This is a genomic window from Ensifer aridi (assembly GCF_002078505.1).
Classification (GTDB): Bacteria; Pseudomonadota; Alphaproteobacteria; order Rhizobiales; family Rhizobiaceae; genus Sinorhizobium; species Sinorhizobium aridi.
In genome coordinates, this window is sequence record NZ_LUAV01000035.1 from 226,425 (window position 1) to 247,504 (window position 21,080).

General features: G+C 62.7%; 16 protein-coding genes and 1 pseudogene. 4 read left to right on the forward strand and 13 right to left on the reverse strand.

The features are described from left to right. Nucleotide 1 precedes the first annotated feature (1 nt). Together hutH and hutI are read right to left on the reverse strand one after the other, a co-directional pair. Nucleotides 2-1,537 carry a histidine ammonia-lyase gene (gene hutH / locus AYK65_RS27045; protein ID WP_081162240.1) on the reverse strand — a complete coding sequence of 512 codons (1,536 nt, stop codon included), beginning with the start codon at nucleotides 1,535-1,537 and terminating at the stop codon, nucleotides 2-4. Further along, the gene (gene hutI / locus AYK65_RS27050) at nucleotides 1,534-2,781 is read right to left on the reverse strand and encodes an imidazolonepropionase (RefSeq protein WP_081162243.1); all 1,248 of its coding nucleotides are present in this window, start codon (nucleotides 2,779-2,781) and stop codon (nucleotides 1,534-1,536) included. The genes hutH and hutI overlap by 4 nt, the downstream gene beginning before the upstream one ends. Before the next feature lie 265 nt (nucleotides 2,782-3,046). Between hutI and AYK65_RS27055 the strand changes: the two genes are divergently transcribed. Beyond that, complete coding sequence (locus tag AYK65_RS27055) at nucleotides 3,047-4,117, forward strand: nucleotidyltransferase family protein (protein WP_081162360.1); 1,071 nt, start codon at nucleotides 3,047-3,049, stop codon at nucleotides 4,115-4,117. Between the two features lie 215 nt (nucleotides 4,118-4,332). Here AYK65_RS27055 and AYK65_RS27060 read toward each other — a convergent pair whose 3' ends face one another. Then, nucleotides 4,333-5,517, reverse strand: coding sequence for an MFS transporter (locus tag AYK65_RS27060; RefSeq protein WP_026614959.1), 1,185 nt, complete (start codon nucleotides 5,515-5,517; stop codon nucleotides 4,333-4,335). An 86-nt stretch (nucleotides 5,518-5,603) separates the two neighbouring features. On the opposite strand from AYK65_RS27060, the gene AYK65_RS27065 reads away from it, so the two are divergent. Then, on the forward strand, nucleotides 5,604-5,975 hold the full coding sequence (locus AYK65_RS27065; protein ID WP_026614960.1) for an ArsR/SmtB family transcription factor: 372 nt from the start codon (nucleotides 5,604-5,606) through the stop codon (nucleotides 5,973-5,975). Nucleotides 5,976-6,137: 162 nt separating this feature from the next. Here AYK65_RS27065 and phnN read toward each other — a convergent pair whose 3' ends face one another. The 8 genes from phnN to AYK65_RS27105 all read right to left on the reverse strand — a co-directional run bounded on the left by phnN (nucleotide 6,138) and on the right by AYK65_RS27105 (nucleotide 13,893). Beyond that, a complete protein-coding gene (gene phnN, locus AYK65_RS27070; RefSeq protein ID WP_046119263.1) occupies nucleotides 6,138-6,725 on the reverse strand; it encodes a phosphonate metabolism protein/1,5-bisphosphokinase (PRPP-forming) PhnN in 588 nt (195 codons plus the stop codon). Next, on the reverse strand, nucleotides 6,722-7,861 hold the full coding sequence (locus tag AYK65_RS27075) for an alpha-D-ribose 1-methylphosphonate 5-triphosphate diphosphatase (RefSeq protein ID WP_026614962.1): 1,140 nt from the start codon (nucleotides 7,859-7,861) through the stop codon (nucleotides 6,722-6,724). Before AYK65_RS27075 ends, phnN begins: the two co-directional genes overlap by 4 nt. A gap of 2 nt (nucleotides 7,862-7,863) precedes the next feature. Continuing rightward, nucleotides 7,864-8,571, reverse strand: a complete 708-nt coding sequence (locus tag AYK65_RS27080) for a DUF1045 domain-containing protein (protein WP_046119344.1) — start codon at nucleotides 8,569-8,571, stop codon at nucleotides 7,864-7,866. Nucleotides 8,572-8,687: 116 nt separating this feature from the next. Then, nucleotides 8,688-10,208: a phosphonate ABC transporter, permease protein PhnE gene (gene phnE / locus AYK65_RS27085; protein ID WP_046119264.1), complete on the reverse strand. Its 1,521-nt coding sequence runs from the start codon at nucleotides 10,206-10,208 to the stop codon at nucleotides 8,688-8,690. 8 nt (nucleotides 10,209-10,216) lie between these two features. Further along, nucleotides 10,217-11,179 (reverse strand): phosphonate ABC transporter, permease protein PhnE, encoded by a 963-nt coding sequence (gene phnE / locus AYK65_RS27090; protein WP_026614965.1) that lies wholly within the window; start codon nucleotides 11,177-11,179, stop codon nucleotides 10,217-10,219. A gap of 103 nt (nucleotides 11,180-11,282) precedes the next feature. Further along, complete coding sequence (gene phnD / locus AYK65_RS27095; protein ID WP_026614966.1) at nucleotides 11,283-12,188, reverse strand: phosphonate ABC transporter substrate-binding protein; 906 nt, start codon at nucleotides 12,186-12,188, stop codon at nucleotides 11,283-11,285. An 86-nt stretch (nucleotides 12,189-12,274) separates the two neighbouring features. Beyond that, nucleotides 12,275-13,114, reverse strand: coding sequence for a phosphonate ABC transporter ATP-binding protein (gene phnC, locus AYK65_RS27100; protein WP_046119266.1), 840 nt, complete (start codon nucleotides 13,112-13,114; stop codon nucleotides 12,275-12,277). A gap of 152 nt (nucleotides 13,115-13,266) precedes the next feature. Further along, on the reverse strand, nucleotides 13,267-13,893 hold the full coding sequence (locus tag AYK65_RS27105; RefSeq protein ID WP_026614968.1) for a TetR/AcrR family transcriptional regulator: 627 nt from the start codon (nucleotides 13,891-13,893) through the stop codon (nucleotides 13,267-13,269). Between the two features lie 146 nt (nucleotides 13,894-14,039). Here AYK65_RS27105 and AYK65_RS27110 point away from each other — a divergent pair, with 146 nt between their 5' ends. Together AYK65_RS27110 and AYK65_RS27115 are read left to right on the forward strand one after the other, a co-directional pair. Then, nucleotides 14,040-16,076, forward strand: coding sequence for an NADH:flavin oxidoreductase (locus tag AYK65_RS27110; RefSeq protein ID WP_081162246.1), 2,037 nt, complete (start codon nucleotides 14,040-14,042; stop codon nucleotides 16,074-16,076). Between the two features lie 418 nt (nucleotides 16,077-16,494). Continuing rightward, nucleotides 16,495-18,696, forward strand: a complete 2,202-nt coding sequence (locus AYK65_RS27115; protein WP_081162248.1) for a PBP1A family penicillin-binding protein — start codon at nucleotides 16,495-16,497, stop codon at nucleotides 18,694-18,696. Between the two features lie 44 nt (nucleotides 18,697-18,740). On the opposite strand, the pseudogene AYK65_RS27120 reads toward AYK65_RS27115, so the two are convergent. Then, nucleotides 18,741-19,865, reverse strand: a pseudogene (locus tag AYK65_RS27120) (NAD(P)/FAD-dependent oxidoreductase); the annotation flags it as partial. An 81-nt stretch (nucleotides 19,866-19,946) separates the two neighbouring features. Next, a complete protein-coding gene (locus AYK65_RS27125) occupies nucleotides 19,947-20,903 on the reverse strand; it encodes a LysR family transcriptional regulator (RefSeq protein WP_081162253.1) in 957 nt (318 codons plus the stop codon). Nucleotides 20,904-21,080 lie beyond the last annotated feature (177 nt).

The window sequence follows — 21,080 nt, forward strand, 5'->3', positions numbered from 1 at the left end:
ATCAGCCCTCCAGCGTCGGGAGAATACCGTCGGAGACGGCGGCGGCGAGCCGGCCTGAAGCGACGAGTTCGCCTGCGGCCCGGAGGTCATCCGCCATGTAGCGGTCTTCCTCGATCGTGGGCACGACGGCGCGCAGGGTGGCCGCCGCCTTCTGAAGTTCCGGGCTCGTCACAAGCGGCGCGCGGAACTCGATGCCCTGGACCGCTGCGAGCGCCTCGATGCCGACGATCGAGAACAGGTTGTCCGTCATCTGGAGCAGGCGGCGGGCGCCATGGCAAGCCATCGAGACGTGGTCTTCCTGGTTGGCCGAGGTCGGCGTCGAGTCGACGGAAGCGGGGTGCGCGAGCTGCTTGTTTTCCGACATCAGCGCGGCCGAGGTGACTTCGGCGATCATAAGACCCGAATTGAGGCCGGGCTTTTTCGCAAGGAAAGCGGGCAGGCCGTAGCTCAAGGCCGGATCGACGAGGAGTGCGATGCGGCGCTGTGAAATGGCGCCGATTTCGCAGACCGCGAGCGCGATCTGGTCGGCGGCGAAGGCGACCGGCTCGGCGTGGAAGTTGCCGCCGGAGACGACGGCATTGTCGGACAACACCAGCGGATTGTCGGTGACGGCGTTGGCTTCGATCGTGAGTGTGGCGGCGACTGAGCGCAGGAGATCGAGGCAAGCGCCGTCGACCTGCGGTTGACAGCGGATGCAATAGGGGTCCTGCACCCGTTCGTCGCCTTCTATATGGCTCTGGCGGATGACCGATCCGTCGAGCAGCCGGCGAAGCGCGGCCGCCGTGTCGATCTGCCCGCGATGACCGCGCAGCGTATGGATATCCGGATGAAACGGGGCGGAAGAGCCCATGGCCGCATCGGTCGAAAGCGCGCCGGTGACAAGCGCCGCCTGGGCCGCCCGATGCGCGCGGAAGAGGCCGGCAAGTGCGAGCGCCGTCGAGACCTGCGTGCCGTTGATCAGCGCTAAGCCCTCCTTGGCGGCGAGCGTCACCGGCGAAAGACCGGCCGCGCCCAGGGCGGCCGCGGCTGCCATGCGTTCACCGGAGAAGAAAGCTTCGCCATGCCCCATCATGACGGCGGCCAAGTGAGCGAGCGGTGCGAGGTCGCCGGAGGCACCGACCGAACCCTTTTCCGGGATCAGCGGAACGACGCCCTTTTCCATCATCGCCTCGAGGAGGCGGATGAGTTCGAGGCGCACGCCGGAGGCGCCGCGGCCGAGCGAGATGAGCTTCAGCGCCATGATGAGTCGCACGATATTCTCCGGCAGCGGCTGACCGACGCCGCAGCAATGCGACAGGATCAGATTGCGCTGGAGGGTGGTCACGTCGGCGCTGTCGATCTTGATTGAGGCGAGTTTGCCGAAACCCGTATTGATGCCGTAGACCGGCGCATTGCCCGCGACGATCTCGGCAATCCGCTCCGCAGCCCTAGCGATGCCGGCGTCGAAGGCGCGGTCGAGGCGGGCGGGCTCGCCGGTCCAGTAGATCGTCTCAAGATCCTTGAGCGGAACCGCACCCGGTTTCAGCACAATGGTCATACGGCAATCCTTTCACCCTTGAAAATCCGCTCATGCAGAGGATTGAAGCCGATGCGGTAGATCAATTCCGCCGGCGCATCGATGTTCCAGATCGCGAGATCCGCCGATTTCCCCGCCTCGAGCGTGCCGGTTTCATCGAGGATCCGGAGCGCGCGGGCCGCCTCGCGCGTCACGCCAGCGAGGCATTCCTGGACCGTCAGACGGAAAAGCGTCGCCGACATGTTCATGGACAGGAGCAGGGATGTCAGCGGCGAAGTGCCGGGATTGCAGTCCGTCGCGACGGCGATGCGTGTTCCGGCGGCGCGAAGTGCCTCGACCGGCGGGAACTGCTTTTCGCGAAGGGTATAGAACGCGCCGGGCAGAAGGACGGCGACGGTGCCTGCCGTCGCCATCGCCGCAGCACCCTCGGCATCGAGATATTCGAGATGGTCCGCCGAAAGCGCATCATAGGAAGCGGCAAGCCTGGCGCCACCGAGATTGGAAAGCTGTTCAGCGTGGAGCTTGACCGGCAGGCCGAGCGACTTGGCCTTGTCGAAGACGAGTGCGATCTCGGCCGGCGAGAAGGCGATGTCTTCGCAGAAGCCGTCGACCGCATCGACGAGCCCCTCGGCATGCGCCTTGACGAGACCGGGCAGGACGACGTCCGAGATGTAGTCGCCATTTCGGCCTTTGTATTCCGGCGGCGTGGCGTGGGCGGCGAGATAGCTGGTCACAACACGCACGGGGCGCACGCGCTCCAATTGGCGCGCAGCGCGCAGCATCTTCAGCTCGGCCTCGATGTTGAGGCCATAACCCGATTTGATCTCGACCGTGGACACGCCCTCGGAGAGCAGCGCTTCGAGCCGGGGCAGTGCCGTCTCGACCAGGGCCTCGACCGACAAGGCATTGGTCGCCTTGACGGTGGAGATGATCCCACCGCCGGCACGGGCGATCTCCTCGTAGGTCGCGCCTTCGAGCCTAAGCTCGAATTCGCGGGCGCGGTTGCCGCCGTGGACAATATGGGTGTGGCAATCGATCAGCGCCGGCGTGATCCAGCGACGTTCGCAATCGACCACCTGGTCCGCCTCGGCAAAGCCCACAGGCAGTTCGCTCTCGGCTCCGGCATAAACGATCCGGCCGCCGCGGACGCCGACGGCGCCTTTCTCGATGATGCCGAGCGGTCCGAGGTCTTCGCGAAGCGTCGCAAGGCGAGCATTGCGCCAGAGGCTCGTTCTGCCAGACGGTGTCATTTCGTTTCTGTCCATGAGCTCCGCCCTTCTCCACGGATAATGTATATACATAATGTTCGCGGTGGCAAGTGGAAAAACTATGCCTCCGTGAGGTAACGCGGTGGGCGCTGTCGGCCAGAAGCGCAGCAAAAAGCCCCGGGGCTTTTTATCCGCTTTGCCGCGGCCCGCTGGATACCTTGACAGATGGCAGGGAGGTTATAATGGTTTTGGAGAAACATTATAACCAGGTAGACGGCAGAGAGTTATAATGTATTTGCGGAAACATTATAACGAGGCGGCAATGAAGGAAATCGATCTCGTCTATAGAACGATGTTTGCCGAGTTGTTACAGCGCTCGCTCGATGCCCAGTTCCAGGCGGACTTCCCGTTCGAGGGACGGTTTGTCACCGTTCCCGTCAAAGGGAAGAACTATTGGTATTTCGATCTCCCTAGTCCCGACGGCGACAAGCGGCGCTATGTCGGGCCCGAGGCCGATCAGGAAGTCACGAAGCGGGTGCTGGCCTTTCGCCAGATCAAGGACAGCCTGAAAGAGCGCCGGAGGATGGTCTCCACGTTGCTTCGCAGCGGCGGCATGGCTGGCCCGGATCGCTTCGCGGGCGACGTTACCGAAGCTCTCGCCAATGGCGGTCTGTTCCGCCTGCGGGCGGTTCTCGTCGGGACCGTGGCTTTCCAGTGCTATTCGGGAATCCTCGGGATCCGGCTCCCGAATAGCGCGATGCAAACGGGCGATGCGGACTACGCGCAGGATTTCGCGATCTCCGGCGAGGTGGACGACAGCCTGCCGCCGATCTTGGAACTCCTGCAAACGGTCGATCCGACCTTCCGAGCGGTCCCCCATCAGCGCGACAAGGCGAGGGTGGTGGCGTTCGTCAATGCCAGTGATTACCGCGTGGAATTCCTGACGGGGAATAGGGGGAGTGATGACTATATCGGCAAGCCCTCGCCCATGCCTGCCCTTGGCGGCGCGTCGGCCGAGCCGTTGAGGTTTCTGGATTTCCTGATCTACGAGCCCGTGCGGACGGTATTGCTTCACAAAGCGGGTGTGAGCGTCAATGTGCCAGCGCCCGAACGGTATGCCGTCCACAAGCTCATCGTGGCCTCGAGGCGGCTCACTGACGCGCTCGGACGCGCGAAGCGCGACAAGGACCTATTCCAAGCTGCGTTGCTCTGTGAGGCGCTGGTTGAAACCCGGCAGGGCGAGATTCTGGGCGATGCCTTCCAAGAGGCGTGGGATCGCGGGCCATCATGGCAGCAGGCGCTCCGCGAAGGGGTCGCGATGATGCCGAAAAAGGGAGAAGCGGCACTGGCGGATGCATTGGGGTCGGAATTCTTCAAGGAGGTAAGGGCATGACGAAGGAAAGCCAGATTCTCAGCCCATACGACGATCCCGACGGCCCCTGCCAGCGTTGCGGCAAGCCGTCCGAGATCATCCTGAAATCGGGCAGCATATCCTGAAAGGCGAAGTCGGATAGGCTAGCCGGAGAAAACGGAGTCCGGGGCTTTCGGGAGAACTTCCGTCCAATCGCAGCCGCTCGCCGATCATACGGCGAGTATGAAAGTTCAAATCTATTCCGCCGCCACAGTCGCCAAGTGCCGCCGATAGGAGCGCAGGCCCGCATAGAGCACAGCGAGCGACGCCACCGGAAACAGCGCCGCGATGAAGCCGAGGTCGGCTGCCGCCGCATTCTCCAGCACTCGTCCGCCGATTGCTGTGCCGGTGGCGATGCCGAGATAGATCGCCGAGGCGTTGAGCGACAGGGTCAAATGCGCGATCTCCGGCGCGAAGCCGACGATGCGGCTCGCCTGCGCCGGCGGGAAAGCCCAACCTATGATGCCCCATGGCACCATGATGCCGATCAGCAGCAAGCCGGCAAGGTCACGTGGGAGGAGGTGCAGGCCAAAGCCGATCGTCAGCGAGACCACGAGCGCCGACATCAGCGACAGCGCCACCATGCGCGCCGCGCCGATCCGGTCTGCCAAATAGCCGCTGGACAGATTGCCGATCACTGCACCCACGCCAAAGGCGAGTAGCAGACCGGGCAGCGCCATTTGCGAAAGCCCGGCGCCATCGATCGCCAGCGGCGCGAGATAGGAGATGATGACGAAGGCGCCAGTGAGATAGAGAAACGTCACCATCAGCGACGAGGCAACGCCCGGACGGCCAATGGCGCCGAAGCGCTCCGAAAGTGTCAGCTTCGTTCCGCTCAGGCCCTGCGGCAGACGCAGCCAGAGCACGGCGGCGCAGGTGAGCCCGAGCAGAGCCACCGCCCCGAACGTGCCGCGCCAACCCCAGAGGGCGGCGATCAGCGCCCCGAGAGGTGCGCCCAGCGCCACGGCGAATGTGGTGCCGCCCACCACAATCGAGATCGCCAGCGCACGGTGCTCCGGCCCGGCGAGCGAAACGGCTGTCGCCTGCGCAGTGGCAGCAAACAATCCGCTCGCCATCCCCATCAGGATCTGGGCAGCCATCAGCATAATGAAGGACACGCTCGTCGCCGCTATGCAGTTGCCGACCACGAAGGCCAGCATCGCAGCGACAAGCACTCGACGCCTGTCCGCCGCGCCAGCCAATGCCGAAAGCAGTGGTGCGCCGATGGCGTAAGAAAGCGAGAACACAGTGATCAGGTGCCCCGCTTGCGGAATGGTCGTATGCGTGTCCGCCGCGATCGACGGCAGAAGGCTCGAAAAGACGAAACCGACCGTGCTCATGGTGAAGGAGCCGACGGCGAGCCAAATAAGGCGCTTGTCCATGGGAAGGCCATTTGTTCAAAAGATATTGAACTATTGAACTTGATGGCTCTTCATGTCAATATGCCGAGGCAGCAATCTTTGAACCCATGACCCTACCGCATCCCGCCACCGACCAGATCACCTTGTCCAACGTTCTCGCCGCCCTCGGAGATCCGACGCGGCTGGCGATCGTGGGCTATCTTGCCCGCCGCGAGGGGCGGCCGACGATGTGCCTGAAGTTTACGGATTTCGGTTCCAAGACCAATATCAGCTATCACTTGGCCAAGCTGCGCGAGTCGGGCATTACGCGCACCGAGGTCTCCGGCACCAGCCGGCTGATTACGCTGCGGCGCGACGACCTCGACACCCGCTTTCCCGGCCTCCTCGATTCTATCATCGCTTCGGCGGTGGACCTGCCCATGGTGAAGAAGATCGAGGAAGCAGCGGAGGAGGCGTCGGTACAAGGGGAGCCGCAATAGCTCGTTTCGAGCGTTCGTTCTTCCTTCACTCGGTCTCCTGTCGCGACAATGCCATGACGCGGATCCATGCGAGCAGCTTACCCGCGGTTCCTTCGGCCAGCAAACGGAGCAAGAGCCCGCACTGTTCGGTCCCGGCTTGCCGGGAGAAGTGCCGCTCCCGTGTCAGGCGGGGTGGTGGCTCTTCGCGGAGTGCTGCTCGACAAGGGTGACGAAGCGCCGACCGGCAATGTCGAGCCTGCCGCTGTTGTCGATCACCGTCACGTCGGGGCCTGCAACAATGTCCGGCGCCTGCCGCGTCAGCCGTCGGAGCACGTCCTCCTCGTTCTCGCGCCCCCGTTCGGCGAGGCGCTTCGCCAGCACTGGCGGGTCGGCGGTGATGACGGCGACGGCGATCGTGCCGAAGGCCGCGCGGATGGCGGGGAGGGCGGCGCGGCTGCCGTTGACGATCGCCGTCATGCCGCTTTCGACCTTGTCGGCGATCTCCACCGGAATGCCGTAGCTCAAGCCATGGGCCTGCCACGAAACGGCAAAGGCGCCGCTTTGGCGCATTTCCTCGAACTCCGCGGCCGACACGCTCTCATGCACCTCGCCGCCTGCGTCCGACGGACGCGTGATCACTCGCCGAACAAAAAGGATATCTGGCCGGTGGGCGAAATGGCGGGCGGCAAAGCCCATGACGCTGTCCTTGCCGGCGCCGCTCGGCCCGACAACGACGACGAGCGTTCCACGTTCCTGTTCGGCCGCCGTCATGCGACACGCCTGCCTTCGCGCCAAACTGAGCGGACGACCGGAATGCCCTCGAGTCGATGGACGCGCGCGATATCGGCACGAAGGCCGACTGCGATCCGGCCGCGATCGTCGAGCCCCACGGTGCGCGCAGGCGTTGCCGTGACCATGGCGATCGCCTTGGGTAGATCGATCGCCTCGACCTCGTCGGCCAGAATGAAAGGCGCGTGGATGAGGCTGAAGGGGACATAATCCGAAGAAAGCACATCGAGCACGCCACGCTCGGCGAGATCCCGCGCGGCGATGTTGCCGGAGTGCGACTTGCCACGTACGACGTTCGGCGCGCCCATCAGCACGCTCAAGCCGGCGCGATGCGAGGCTTCCGCTGCCTCGAAGCTCGTCGGGAATTCCGCAAGGCGGATGCCGTAGCCGATCGATTCCTCGACATGTTCGATTGTTGCGTCATCGTGGCTGGCGATGGTGATGCCGCGCTCGGCGCAGGCCTCCGCAAGGGCCGTGCGATGCGGCGTCGCATAGCGCGCCGAGAGCGCCTGCTGGCGCTCGATGAAAGCGGCGAAGGCTTCGTCCGACAGGCCGCGCTTCGTCTTGTAGTAGAGCGTGTACTGATCCATCGTCTGGAACTGCCGCTGGCCGGGGGCATGATCCATCAGCGAGACGAGACGAACCTGCGGGTCGTCACGAAAGTCTTCATAGTGTTCCAGCACGTCGGCGGTCGAAACCTCGCAACGCAGATGTATGAGGTGATCGGCGCGCAGGCGTCCTTCTTCCTTGGCCTGGGCGAGGGCGTCGGCCATGCTGCGCATTTCCCCCTTCTGAAAGCCGCCGTCCTCGTCCGATCCCAGACGCAGACAGTCGAAGACGGTGGTGATGCCGGAGGTGACGACCTGGGCGTCATGGGCCTGGATGGCGGCGATCTTCAGCCAGCGAACGCCGGGCCGCGGCGAGTAGTGTGCTTCGAGATGATCTGTGTGCAGCTCAACCAGGCCGGGCAGCAGGTAGTCGCCTTCGAAATCCTCACCGCCGCGGCTCACGCCTTCCGAAATGTCGGCGATCCTGCCGTCGCGGATCAGCACCGAGCCGTCGACGATACAGTCTTCGAGAACGATACGGGCGTTGGTCAAAACCTTTTCGCTGCTCATATTCATGCAATCTTTCGCGTGGTTGCGCCGCCGAGCGGCAGCAGGGAATGAACGGTGAAGGGCGCGCCGCGATGCGGCTCGACGAAAAGCGCGAGCGTCGAGATGGCAAGCGGCTTGCCGATGAATTCGTCAAAAGCGGCTTCGAGCGTCTCCTGCATGACGCCGCGCATGTCATCCGGCACGGGTCCGGTAAGGGTCAGATGGAACTGGAACTCTTCGAACACATAAGGGTAGCCCCATGCCGTGAGGTATTCCCGCTGACGCTGGGTGAGCTTTTCGGGATTGCGGCGCGCGATATCGGCCTCCGAGAGTGGCGCCCGAAAGGGCTCGAAGCGGCGAACCGCCTGCTCCGCCAGGTTCTGCAAGGGCACGCAATGCCGGGTCGGCACGAGCGCGAAGAAGGGCCCGATCTCAGTCAGCGTGATCTCCGGCACTTCGAAGGGCTCGATCTCCGCCGCGAATTCGTCGAAAGCTGCGATCAACTCGGCCTCGCTTCGCCCGGCCGCAAGCTCGAACGGCGCCTTCAACGTTCCGTGGAAGCCGTAGCGGCGCGGCTCGGCTGTCAGCGCCATCTGCTGCTCGCCGTCGAGCGCAGGGGTCTCCGTCCATGCCAGGGCGCCACTATTGAAGGCGTCCCGCCCGAGCCAACGGGCCGCGGTCTGCGACAGCCGGTCATCGGCCGGCGGCGCGAAATAGATTGTGTAGCGCACGGGGTCGTTCACTTTCTTCATCGGCAGGCCCCGTTTTGGGGGCCGCCATTCGCGGGTGAGATGCGCAGCTATCCGATTCACGTGACAACATCATGATGGCGGCCGCGCAAATCGGATCAATGCGCCTTTCGCCCCATCAGGCGCGAACGGCACATATTCGAGATGCTGTCGAAAACGAAGACGACCATCAAGATCAAAAGCACCATGTAGGCGACGTTTTCCCAATCCGAGTTCGTGCGCATTGCCTCCCAGAGCTTCAGTCCGATGCCGCCGGCACCGACGGCCCCGATGATCGTTGCCGAGCGCGTATTCGATTCCCAGAAATAAAGCGCCTGGCTGGCAAAGACCGGCAGTACTTGCGGCAGCACGCCGAAGCGCTGCACGGCGATCGGCGCGGCGCCAACGGATTTCACGCCCTCGCGCTGCTTGTCGTCGATGTTCTCCAGCGCTTCGGAGTAGAGCTTGCCGAGCGTCCCCGTGTCGGTGAAGAAAATCGCGGAGATGCCGGCGAGCGGCCCGGGCCCGAAGGCGCGGGTGAAGAAGAGCGCCCAGATGAACATGTCCACCGACCGCTGGAAGTCCAAGAAGCGCTTGACGATCTGATTGGTGATGCGGTTCGGCGTGATGTTGCGCGCCGCCAGGAAGCAGAGCGGAAAGGCGACGAAGGACGCAAAGAGCGTACCGACGAAGGCCATGACGACCGTCTGCAGGAGCTTCGTCCAGACGTCGAGATGCTGCCATTCCGCATTGAAGAGGATGTTGTCCCAGGCGAGCGCCAGGTTCGAGCGCGTCGGGTCGAGGCGGTCTCCCGACCAGATCAAAGAGGCCACTTCGCCGTAAGATTTGCCGAAGAACGGCGAGTTGGTGTCGAAGAGGAAGTTCGCCCAGCCGAAGAAGCGATTGCGGATCGAAACGCCGTCGCCTTCGACTTCGGCCCAACCGGTCGCGCCGAAGGAGAGGGTGATTTTCTCGCCCGGCCGCTTCTGCGTCGCCCAATGGGGCAGGGGACCTTCGGGCGTCACCGTCTCGGCGCCGTCGACCTTCATCATCAAGGTTTCGCCGGCATGAGTCGCCTTCACCAGCCTGTCCGCCGCTTCGATGCGTGTCGACCGGTCGAAGCTCACGACTGCGCGCGTTACGACCTCCTCCGTGCGAGTCGCGGCCGTCTTCTGCTCAGTCGTGGCCCCCTGGCCTCCGCCGAGCGCCGCGTTCGGCGCCATGAAATTGAAAGAGGAACTCGCCTTCGGCTTCGGCGACGGCGCCGCGGCTGCCGGCGTCTCGACAGTACGCGTCACCGTCTGCTTTTCCAGGGCCACCCATTCCGGGTTCGGGCTCTTACCGAGGGGCGAATTGCGCTGGTAGGAGACGCTCATTGCCCCGTCGGGCGCAATCTCGATCTCGGGGCGGACCTCGTAGGACACCCAGTCGGCAAGATAGGTGCCGGCTATGCCCCAATTGGCATTGGCAAGCACGTGACCGATCGAGAAGAACCACCAGCAGAAGACCATGTAGACCGCGAGGCCGAGGCCCACCTGGAAAATCCTGCGCCGTGTCTTGGTGGACGACTGCAGGAGATGAGGGTGGCGCGCCGCGATGGCTTCCATTTCGAGCGCGCTGGGCTTGGTCGAGGCAATCATGACGAGTCCTACTGGGCGAGCTGGAAAGCCTGATCGCCGACGAGGCGGCGACGAAGCCAGGCGGAAAATTGATCCACGGCGCAGATCGTCGCAAAGAGCAGGATGACGATCGCCAGCGTCTTCGCTTGATGGTTCTGTCCGATCGACAGGCGCAGGAGTTCGCCGATGCCGCCGCCGCCGACGGCGCCGATGATCGTCGAAGCGCGCACGTTGATTTCGAGCCGCAGCAGGAAATAGCTCGTGAAATTCGGCAGTACCTGCGGAACGATGCCGAACCAGACGCGCTCGATCCAGCTCGCACCGACGGCCCGCAAACCCTCTTCCGGCTTCATATCGGCGTTTTCGACCACCTCGAAGAAAAGTTTGCCGAGCGCGCCGATCGTGTGAATCGAAACAGCAGCGATCGCGGGAATGGGCCCAAGCGAAAGGATCGCCAGGAAGAAACCGGCGATGACGACTTCCGGAAAGGCGCGCAGGATTTCCATCAGCCGGCGCACGGCCCCCCGAATCCAGGGATTAGGCATGAGATTGCGCGCCGCAAGGAAACACAGAATGAAGCCGAAGAAGGCGCCGATCACGGTTGAGAAGATCGCGATATTCACCGTCTCTAGAATCTTGTGCACATATTCCGGGACGTAGAGGCTGTCGGTAAGGTAAAGCCGTCCGTCAGGGTAATTGTATTTGAAGCTGCCGTCGTCATAGGGCGATGGCAGATCGAACATTGCGCGGATCACTTCCATCGCATCGCGCGGCATCAGATCGCCGGCGAAGTCGAAGAGATGCGGCAGACGATCGATAAATTTGCCGGCATTCGTGTCGTTGGCAAAGCGGAGCGAGGCGAAGAGCGCCAATGCCAAAAGGGCAAGCCCAAGCCAGGTGTAAAAACGCCGGCGACTATTGAGCTCGCGCCAATGACTCTCGATGAGAGCGCCGCTCTCGCTTAGGTGCCGCGACAGCACGGAAGTGGCCATGGGGTTTCCGGCGGAAGCCGGCCTCTGGAGATGGACGCCGGAGGCGCCTAACAGACAGGCGCCGGCTGCGAACTGCAGCCGGCGCAGCTAGGTAGGGAGGCGATCAGCCGCCGATCGTCGCCTTGCGGGCGTCGATGATCGGCTTGTAGAAGTCGCTGTTGACCTCGGTGTAGCCGCTGAACTCGCCGCCCTGGATGGCCGAGAAGCAGGCCGCATCCGTCTTCGGCAGATCCATCATGAACTGCTTGAACTTCGCTTTCATGTCGTCATTCATCGAGGTGCGAACGACGATCGGGCCGTTCGGGATCAGCGGCGACTTCCAGAGTTCGACGAGGTCGTTCATGTCGAGGATCCCCTTGTCGACCATCTTGCGGAGGTTGCCGGAGGTGTAGCCGTCCTTGAACTCGCCGACGCCCGAGCCGAAGGTCGTACCGGCATCGAAGGTGCCCTTCAGCACTTCGAGGACGAGGTTCTCGTGGCCGCCGCCGAAGCCGGTCTCACCGAAAAATTCCTTGACCGGCGCGCCGATCGATTCCGGCAGCGTCACGAGGGGAACGAGGTAGCCGGAAGTGGAGTCCGGATCGGCAAAGCCGAGCTTCTTGCCCTTGAGATCCTCGAGCTTGGTGATGCCGGAGTCCTTACGGGCGACCATGATCGAGTGGTAGCCGGTCGCGCCATCTGTCTGAACCGTCGTCAGGATCGGCTCGACGGCGTCCGCCTTGGCGAGATAGATCTTGGCATAGCCGGAGGCGCCGAGTTCGGCATAGTCGAGCGTGCCGCCGAGGAGGCCCTGGATCACGCCGTCATAATCGGCGGCCGGGAACAGCGAGACCTTTTCGACGCCGATGGCGGCCGGGAGCTTGTCCACCAGGCACTGATAGTTGCGCAGGCGGTCGGCTTCGTTCTCCCCGCCCATGATGCCGATGCGGAATTCCTTGAGGTCTTCGGCCTGAGCCTGACCGACGAGGGCGATGAGCGCGACGGCGCCCAGAAGAGCTTTCTTCAGCATGAGGTTCGTTCTCCCGTTTTTCCGGTTATTCCGGATGGATTGCGGTTAAAGATGCCCTTGACGCGGGCATTCGATCCTGGCGGGCCTTAAAGGCCCGCCAGTGCCAGCGGCTTCAAGCCGGCCGATGCGGTTTCCTGCGGCACTGCCGCGGGAATGTTTATGCTTGTCGAGGTCATCGCTTCCTCGATCGGCGTCTCGGCGCCGTAAATCTCGGCGACGGCCGCGGCGGTCAGGTCCTTCGGCTGCCCGTCGAAGACGACGCGGCCATGCGCCATGCCGATGATGCGCTCGCAATAATTCCGGGCGGTGTCGAGTGTGTGAAGATTGGTGATGACGGTGATGCCGTCGCGCTCGTTGATGTCGCGCAGCGCATCCATGACGATCTTGGCGTTGAGCGGGTCGAGCGACGCGATCGGCTCGTCCGCAAGCAATACTTTCGGCTGCTGCATCAGCGCACGGGCGATCGCGACGCGCTGCTGCTGGCCGCCGGAAAGCGTGCCGGCCGGCTGCAGGGCCGTCTGCTCGATGCCGAGCCGCTCGAGCGCGCCGATCGCCATGATCCGCTCTTCGCGACTAAACATGTTGAGAATGCTCGATATCGTCGAACGATGGTTCAGCCGCCCGAGCAAGACGTTGGTGAGGACGTCAAGGCGCGGCACTAGGTTGAACTGCTGGAAGATCATCGCGCAGTCGCGCTGCCAGTTGCGTAGCGCGGCACCCCTTAGCGAAGAGACCTCGACGCCGCCGAACTCGATCGAGCCCGAGGAGAGGTCAACGAGGCGGTTTATCATGCGCAGGAGCGTCGACTTGCCGGCACCGGAGCGGCCGATGATGCCGACCATCTGCCCTTGAGGGATGTCGAAGGTAACCGAGCTCACAGCGGTCTTCTTGCCGAACTGGCGGGTTACGTTCTTCAACTGAAACATTGGTGGCAGTTCCTCTTTCGGGGAGACCGGTCATCGGCATGACCCCTGCCATATCCGCGCCTCGTGAAGGCGAAATGTCAGTTTTTTGTAGCTTCTGTTACAGTCCACAGGCGCACAGCGCCGGGGCGGCACGCAGGCGCGCCGTTCACCCGCTATCCGGAATAGCCGTGCCGCGCGAAGAAGCGATCGAGCTCCCGCTGCTCCGGCACCTGTCCGGTAAAAATTTCCACGTATTCCGGGATGCGCTTCATGCGGACGGCGATGTCTTCCTTCGTCTGCATGGAAATGTATCCGATCTGCACCAGATAGATCGTGCGTGCCCGAACGTCGGCGTGTGTGTCGTCGTGCCCAAAGCGCAGGAACATGCGCGACAGGGCATCGAGGCGCTGCTGATCGGCGCTCTGGACCTCCGCCAGAATTTCGGGTGACTGGAGGGCCCAGCTCCTCACCGCGAACTCGAATTGCGCGTCGAAAAGCCTGCTGTCCAACCAGCAGTCAAAGACGTTCAGCATCGCCTCGGCAACCGTCTCGGCATATGCCTCGGCCCGTTTGACGAGATTGCCCGTGTTCTTCTCGCGCCAGCGCGAGACCAGCGCATTGAGCAGTTCCTCGCGGTCCTTGAAAAACCAATAGAAGCTCGTCCGTGATAAATTGAGTTTCTTCGCAAGCGGCTGAATCTTCACCGCATCGACGCCGGCCTCGAGCAGGGACTCGTAGGCCGCCCCCAACCAAACATCCGGGGAACCGCGCCAACCGCTATCATTCATGGTCTGCTCCATTGTCGTTTTCTAGCAAAACGCGAGGAGTCACGCAAGAAAAACTGTACATCGATGTCATCCGACATGACGCATGTGATCGTGCAATTGACACTTATGTACATTTCCAATTACGCTCCGGGAGCATGTCTAAGATCGGAGCCTGGCAGATGTCGAACGATCCCCTCCTTCAACCCTATCAGCTCAAGCAACTGACGCTGCGCAACCGCATCATCGTGACCGCCCACGAGCCCGCCTATCCGGAAGACGGCATGCCGAAGGAGCGTTATCGTGCCTATCACGTTGAAAGGGCGAGGGGCGGCGTTGCCATGACCATGACGGCAGGCTCCGCTGCCGTCTCGAAGGACAGCCCTCCGGTGTTCAACAATCTGCTCGTCTACAAGGACGAGGTGGTGCCGTGGATAAGGGATCTGACGGACGCCGTGCACGAACAGGGTGCGGCAATCATGATCCAGCTCACCCATCTCGGCCGCAGGACACGCTGGGACAAGGGCGACTGGCTTCCGGTCGTCGCTCCGTCGCACCATAGGGAGGCGGCGCACCGCGCCTTTCCCAAGAAGCTGGAAGATTGGGATATCGAGAGGATCATCAAGGACTTTGCAGACGCGGCCGAGCGCATGAAGGCGGGCGGCATGGACGGGATCGAGCTGGAAGCCTACGGACATCTCATCGACCAGTTCATCTCTCCGCTCACGAACGAACTCGACTCCCCTTATGGCGGCTCGTTGGACAACCGCATGCGGTTCTGTCTCGATGTCCTGAAAGCGATCCGCGCGCGGGTTGGCTCCGATTTCCTCGTCGGCATACGATACACCGCCGACGAATGTCTCCCCGGCGGTACGGCGAAAGAAGAAGGCTTCGAGATTTCGAAGCGCCTCAAGGAAAGCGGGCTCGTCGACTTCCTGAACGTGATCAGGGGCCATATCGACACCGATGCCGGGCTGACGGATGTGATCCCGATCCAGGGCATGGCAAATTCGCCGCACCTCGATTTTGCCGGCGAAATTCGTGCCGCCACCAATTTTCCGACCTTCCATGCCGCGAAGATCCCGGACGTCGCGACGGCCCGCCACGCGATCTCCGCCGGCAAGGTCGATATGGTGGGGATGACCCGCGCCCACATGACGGACCCGCATATCGTCCGGAAGATCATCGAAAAGCGTGAAGAAGACATTCGCCCCTGCGTCGGCGCGAACTACTGTCTTGACCGCATTTATCAGGGTGGCGCCGCCTACTGTATCCACAACGCCGCGACGGGACGTGAGCTGACGATGCCGCACACGATTGCGAAGGCTGACCGGCGCAGGAAGGTGGTGATCGTCGGGGCCGGTCCTGCCGGCCTCGAAGCGGCCCGTGTGGCGGGCGAGCGTGGTCATGAAGTCGTCGTATTCGAAGCGGCGAGCGATCCGGGCGGACAGGTCCGCCTCACTGCGCAGAGCCCGCGCCGCCGGGAGATGATCAGCATCATCGACTGGCGCATGAGCCAGTGCGAGAAGCTTGGCGTCACCTTTAATTTCAATACATGGGCTGAAGCCGAGACCGTTCAGGCGGAAAATCCGGACGTCGTCATCGTCGCCACGGGCGGACTGCCACATACTGATGTCTTGTCGAGGGGCAACGAACTCGTCGTTTCCGCCTGGGATATCATCTCCGGCGACGTCAAGCCGGGCACCAACGTTCTGATCTTCGATGACGCCGGCGATCACGCGGGTCTCCAGGCGGCCGAGTTTCTCGCCAATGCCGGAGCCAAGGTCGAAATCATGACGCCTGACCGGTCCTTCGCACCGGAGGTCATGGCGATGAATCTCGTCCCCTACATGCGCTCGCTGCAGAAACTGGACGCGATCTTCACGGTCACCTTCAGGCTCGATGCGGTTGAGCGGCACGACAACCAACTGATCGCCCATGTCGGCAGCGACTATGGCGGCGTTGCCAAGCAGCGCATAGTAGACCAGGTGGTCATAAACCACGGAACCATTCCGCTCGATGAGCTGTATTTCGAACTGAAACCGGCTTCGACCAATCTCGGCGAGATATCGCACGACCAACTGATCGCCGGCGACCCACAATCAATCGTTCGCAACCCTGACGGCAGATTCCAGCTCTTCCGCATCGGCGATGCGGTCGCGGCGCGCAACACGCATGCGGCGATCTACGACGCGCTTCGCCTTCTCAAGGACATCTGACCGCAAGGCGAGCCAGATGGATCCGCCGGCAGTTGATGTCGTGATCTTGTGCGCCGCTGCAACGAGCAACGCGGAGCGCCAGGAATAAAACCGGCTCTTCCGTTGCGGTGACGCCTTCACGAGCATGTCAACCGGCTGTCGCAGTCGGGTGGTCCACGATCATGTTTTGGACATCTTTCTGGCAATCACTCGCCCGCAAATTCATTATGCACGGGAAAGAAGAGATCACGTGCAAGGACGGGCGAGGGGGCTTAAGCTTATTGTTGTGAGTACTGATCCACCTGGGCCATTGCGCACCCATTCACCTTACAACTGGTCGGCGCGATCGGCACGCTTGTTGCTTCCCGCTCACTGTTGCAGGATGGAAGCGCATCTTCTTGGTATGCGCTCTGACGGCAGTTACTGATCGAGAGCTTGGATGGCGGAAAACGATGCTGCGTCGGATAGTGAGGGGGTGAGCCACGGGCGCACCCACGAGCGCGGCCGTGACCGGCACGGCAATTCGCAGCGAGCCGCATTTGCCAAAACCTTGAAGGCTCTTGCCATATTGCGCCGCGCCCTAGGAAGACTTGGGCAGGCACTCCGCGAGGAAGTGCCTGTTGCGATGGGTGAGGCGACGCAAAAGCTCGGCGCATTTGCCGTCGGCGTACTGGAGCGAAGAGGGAAGAAGCCGCGGGCGAGGGTGGCGCGCGCAACAGAAAATCGCTCCACCCCAAAGAGCCGGCTCCCCGAACGAGCAATTCTGCTGCGAGGTGCTGCGGTCTCGGTCGCAGCATCTCTTGTCTTCCTGGTGGGCGTGTCTGCTTGGGCGCTGAGCGATGTGCCATGGGACGAAATCGCGGATGCCTCGCTGAAGCCGGTGGTGGTGCTCGAAACGGCCGACGGCAAACCGCTGGTCAGCCAGGGGCCGATCCAGGGCCCCTATGCGAAGCGAGAGGACTTTCCGCCACACCTGATCGACGCGGTGCTCGCAAGGGAGGACCGGCGCTTCTACGAGCACTTCGGCATCGACTTGAAGGGTATTGCCCGCGCAATCTACAGGAATGTCGGGGCGGGCGAAGTCGTGCAGGGCGGCAGCACGATCACGCAGCAATTGATCAAGATCCTCTACCTCGAGCGCGAGCGTACCTGGAAGCGGAAGATCCAAGAAGCGGTGATCGCGTTCTGGCTGGAAGGCAAGCTCGGCAAGGACGAGATCCTTACCCGTTATTTGAACAACATCTATCTCGGCGCCGGTGCCACCGGCGTGCCGGCCGCCGCGCGCATCTATTTCGACAAGAACGTTGGCGACCTCAATATCGGCGAGTCGGCAATGCTCGCGGGGATCATTCGCGCCCCGTCGCAGCTCAATCCGTTGAGCAATCCCGAGGGCGCGCGCCAGCAGGCGGAACTGGTTATCGATGCCATGGTCGAGAGCGGCAGGATCACGCCCGACCAAGCCAAAGTAGCGAGCGCGGAATTCCTCAATCTCCAGCCATCCAAACCCGCGATCCGGTCGGGTAGCTGGTTCGCCGACTGGGTCATGCAGGACGCCCGCGAACTGGCGGGCCCCTATCGCGGCACCATCAGGATCAGGACGACTATGGTGCCGCGACTGCAAGCGATCGCCGAAAAGGTCGTCGCCGAGGCGCTTAGGCAGAACGGCAAAAGAACCGGGGCGTCGCAGGCGGCCCTGGTGGCGATGACGCCGGAAGGCGCCGTGGTCGCCATGGTCGGCGGTCGCGACTATTCAAAGAGCACGTTCAATCGCGCCGTTTCCGCGATGCGCCAGCCCGGCTCCGCGTTCAAACTGTTCGTCTATTATGCGGCGTTGAAGGCGGGCCTGACGCCCTTCGACCCGGTCGAGGACGCACCGCTCGACATCAACGGCTGGTCTCCGGAAAACTTCGGTGGCGGCTATAGCGGCCCTGTCAGCATCGCGGAGGCTTTCGCGCGGTCGCTGAACGCGGCGACGGTCGCCTTGGCGATGGAGGTTGGGATCGACAAGGTCATCGCATCGGCTCGGGAACTCGGGATCGACGCCCAGCTCTCCGAAACGCCAAGCCTCGCTCTCGGTTCGTCGGAGGTCAACCTGCTCGATCTGACCGGAGCTTATGCTTCGGTGCGGGCGGGGAAGGCCCCGATCGAACCATGGGGCATCGTGTCCCTGCAGGCCGAAGCCCAGCCGCAAGCCTTCCGCGTCGGCGCTTCGGAACAGCCCACCACAGACATCAGTCAATACCGGCCGGACCTTGTCGGCCTGTTGAGGCTCGTCGTCGAGCGCGGAACGGGGCGGGAGGCCGATATCGGAACACTTGCCGCCGGCAAGACCGGCACGAGCCAAAATCACCGCGACGCCTGGTTCATCGGCTTCACCGAACCGCTGGTCGTCGGTGTCTGGGTCGGCAATGACGACGAGACACCGATGAAGGATGTTACAGGCGGAAAGCTGCCGGCGCAGATTTGGCGCAACTTCATGACCGCCGCATTGGCCGCCGGTGCGGAAGAAAGCGAAGCCAGAGTGGCCGGCTCGGCACCCGCTTGCAACTTTCGAGCCTGCGCACGCGCCTATCGCTCGTTCCGGCCCGACGATTGCACGTTCCAGCCCTATGACGGCCCGCGCAGACTTTGCGAGAAGTAGGCTTGGCGAGAAGTGGGTCTGGGTAGCGTTGGCCTGCCGTCGCTATTTCGGAAGCGGCCCGGATCGAAGAGCTTGAAATCGAGGCCTTCGCTCCGGAAAGCTTCGGGCGGCGCCGTCTCCGCCAGCAAGCTTGCGGCAAGTGCTCCGAGCGCCGGCGAGGCGAGGATGCCGTAGCCGCCCTGGCCGGCGAGCCAGAAGAAATCCGGACGGCCGGGAGCAAAGCCGACGACGGGCAACCGGTCGGCGGAGAAGCTGCGCAGGCCCGCCCAGCTTTTGACAACTCTTCTTACCTCAATCGTTGTGGCTTCCTCGACGTAATGTGCCGCCCAGGCGATGTCGATCTCCTCAGGTTGCACATCTGAAGGCTCACACGGTGTCGCATCGGCCGGCGACGCGAGCAGCCGTCCGCCCTCGGGCTTCATGTAAAAGTCCTCGTCGATCTCGTTGATTTCCGGCAGGGTTGTCGTGTCGACCCCCTCCGGCAGATCGACCGTGATGGCGGTGCGGCGATGCGGAACGATGCCGAGGGGCCGCAGGCCGAAGAGGGTGGCGATCGGGTCAGCCCAGGCGCCGGCGGCATCTACGACGACCCTCGCCCGGATTTCACCCGCTGCCGTTCCGACGACCCAGGCAGCCCCGTCGTGTCGTGCATCAAGGAGTTCATGGCGCTCAAGGATGTCGCAACCGTTGCGCCGTGCGCCTTTGGCGTAACCCTGGAGCAGGCACTCGACTTCGATGTCCCAGAAATTCGGATCATGGAAGGCGGCCGCGGCGTAATCGGCTTTCAGGATCGGCACACGGGCAAGCGCCTCCTCGATCGTCAGCCGCTCGATTTCCGGCGTGAACTCGCGCTCTTCGGCAAGAACCTTTTCAAATCGCTCGACCTTCTCCGCATTGGCGATCATTACGCCGCCGCGCCGTTTCAGGAGTGGGACCTCCGTGAAGCCTTCCGGCGGCCGATCGAAGAAGACCTTCGAGATCGCAGCGAGCTTGCAGACCTCCGGGGCATTGTATCTCAGCACGAACTCGGCGGCCGAGCGCCCGGTACTGTGATAGCCGAGCGCGTCTTCCCGCTCGATAACGGCGACGGAACGGTGCGGACTGAGGAAATAGGCAAGCGACAATCCGGCGATACCGCCGCCTATGATCGCCACGTCGTAGTTGCGCATATGGTCCGCTCCTGTGATTTCTGGGGCGGACCATAGAAAGAGCGACAATGGCGTTCAAATTTATAGCGGTTAATGTCGTTATCAATCCTGATGATGACCCAGGCAATGATCCAGCGGCTCCATGTCGGCGACATGCGCGAGAAAGGCCTCTTCCGCCGGATTGAGGATCGAATTCGGATTGGAGATGCGGAAGACGTCGGTCGTCGGCAGGTCGCGATAGGGGGGCAGTTGCCAGAGTTCACCCGCCTTGACCGCCGGGCGGGCGAGATGATCGGGCAGCATACCGATGCCGACATTGGCGGAAATCAAACGCATGACTTCCTCGACATTGCAGGAGACGCCTCTGACCTGCTGACCGAAGGAGCCGATCGCGCGCACCGCCGTCACGGAGTTCATGTGCTGGCCGCCGAGCACGTCGGCGATGAAGGCGATGAATGGATCGCCGCGCAGATCATTGAAATTGACGCCCTCCACGCCGAAAAGCGGATGGCCGCGGCCGCAATAGAGCGCATAGCGCTCGCGGATGTGAAAGCTCTTGCTGAGCCCCTCCGGTATGATGCCGTCGCAGAGGCCCACCGTCGCGATGTTGCGTTTGACGGCGCTGAGCACGTCGACGGTCGTTGCGACGGTGACGGAGATCGTCACCTTCGGATGCATGCGAAAGAAGCTATCGAGCTTTCTGTCCCAGGCGGGATTGTGGGCATGACTGACGGTGTGAATAGTGAGATGGCCCGTGACTTCCTCGCCCGCGGTCTCGAGCACGTGCGGCAGGCGGATCACCGCCGCGAAGATGTCGCGGCATTGGCCGTGCAGTTTCTCGCCCGCTTCGGTGAGGTCGAAGCGTCCCGGCCGGCGATCGATCAATTTCTGTCCGACGGTCTGCTCAAGCCGCTTCAGCGCCATGCTGACCGCCGGCTGCTGCAGGAGCAGCCGATTGGCGGCGGCCGTGATGCTGCCTTCTTCCACGACCACCACGAAGGTACGCAGCAGGTTCCAATCGAGGTTATGGGCGAAGCGTTCGAGGCGATTGTTGGTCATGGCGTCGGAGGTGGCGATGGATGACGAGGATTTTAGGTCGGATCGATCTAAGATCATGAACGTGATCGATTCTAATAAGTTAGCGCCGGATGCGGGCGGAAACCACGGACATTTTCCTCATCCCGCGCTAGCATGCTCCGCGAATAATCCGCAGAACGGCTGCCGACACAAGCTCCA

Bases quoted from the DNA above. Each gene is read 5' to 3' on its own strand.
- AYK65_RS27075 (WP_026614962.1), bottom strand. From the start codon at position 7,861: ATGAGCAGCGAAAAGGTTTTGACCAACGCCCGTATCGTTCTCGAAGAC.
- AYK65_RS27105 (WP_026614968.1), bottom strand. From the start codon at position 13,893: ATGGAGCAGACCATGAATGATAGCGGTTGGCGCGGTTCCCCGGATGTT.
- phnC (WP_046119266.1), bottom strand. From the start codon at position 13,114: ATGTTTCAGTTGAAGAACGTAACCCGCCAGTTCGGCAAGAAGACCGCT.
- phnE (WP_046119264.1), bottom strand. From the start codon at position 10,208: ATGATTGCCTCGACCAAGCCCAGCGCGCTCGAAATGGAAGCCATCGCG.
- phnD (WP_026614966.1), bottom strand. From the start codon at position 12,188: ATGCTGAAGAAAGCTCTTCTGGGCGCCGTCGCGCTCATCGCCCTCGTC.
- hutH (WP_081162240.1), bottom strand. From the start codon at position 1,537: ATGACCATTGTGCTGAAACCGGGTGCGGTTCCGCTCAAGGATCTTGAG.
- phnN (WP_046119263.1), bottom strand. From the start codon at position 6,725: ATGACGGCGGCCGAACAGGAACGTGGAACGCTCGTCGTCGTTGTCGGG.
- AYK65_RS27115 (WP_081162248.1), top strand. From the start codon at position 16,495: ATGGCGGAAAACGATGCTGCGTCGGATAGTGAGGGGGTGAGCCACGGG.
- AYK65_RS27065 (WP_026614960.1), top strand. From the start codon at position 5,604: ATGACCCTACCGCATCCCGCCACCGACCAGATCACCTTGTCCAACGTT.
- hutI (WP_081162243.1), bottom strand. From the start codon at position 2,781: ATGGACAGAAACGAAATGACACCGTCTGGCAGAACGAGCCTCTGGCGC.
- AYK65_RS27060 (WP_026614959.1), bottom strand. From the start codon at position 5,517: ATGGACAAGCGCCTTATTTGGCTCGCCGTCGGCTCCTTCACCATGAGC.
- AYK65_RS27125 (WP_081162253.1), bottom strand. From the start codon at position 20,903: ATGACCAACAATCGCCTCGAACGCTTCGCCCATAACCTCGATTGGAAC.
- AYK65_RS27055 (WP_081162360.1), top strand. From the start codon at position 3,047: ATGAAGGAAATCGATCTCGTCTATAGAACGATGTTTGCCGAGTTGTTA.
- phnE (WP_026614965.1), bottom strand. From the start codon at position 11,179: ATGGCCACTTCCGTGCTGTCGCGGCACCTAAGCGAGAGCGGCGCTCTC.
- AYK65_RS27110 (WP_081162246.1), top strand. From the start codon at position 14,040: ATGTCGAACGATCCCCTCCTTCAACCCTATCAGCTCAAGCAACTGACG.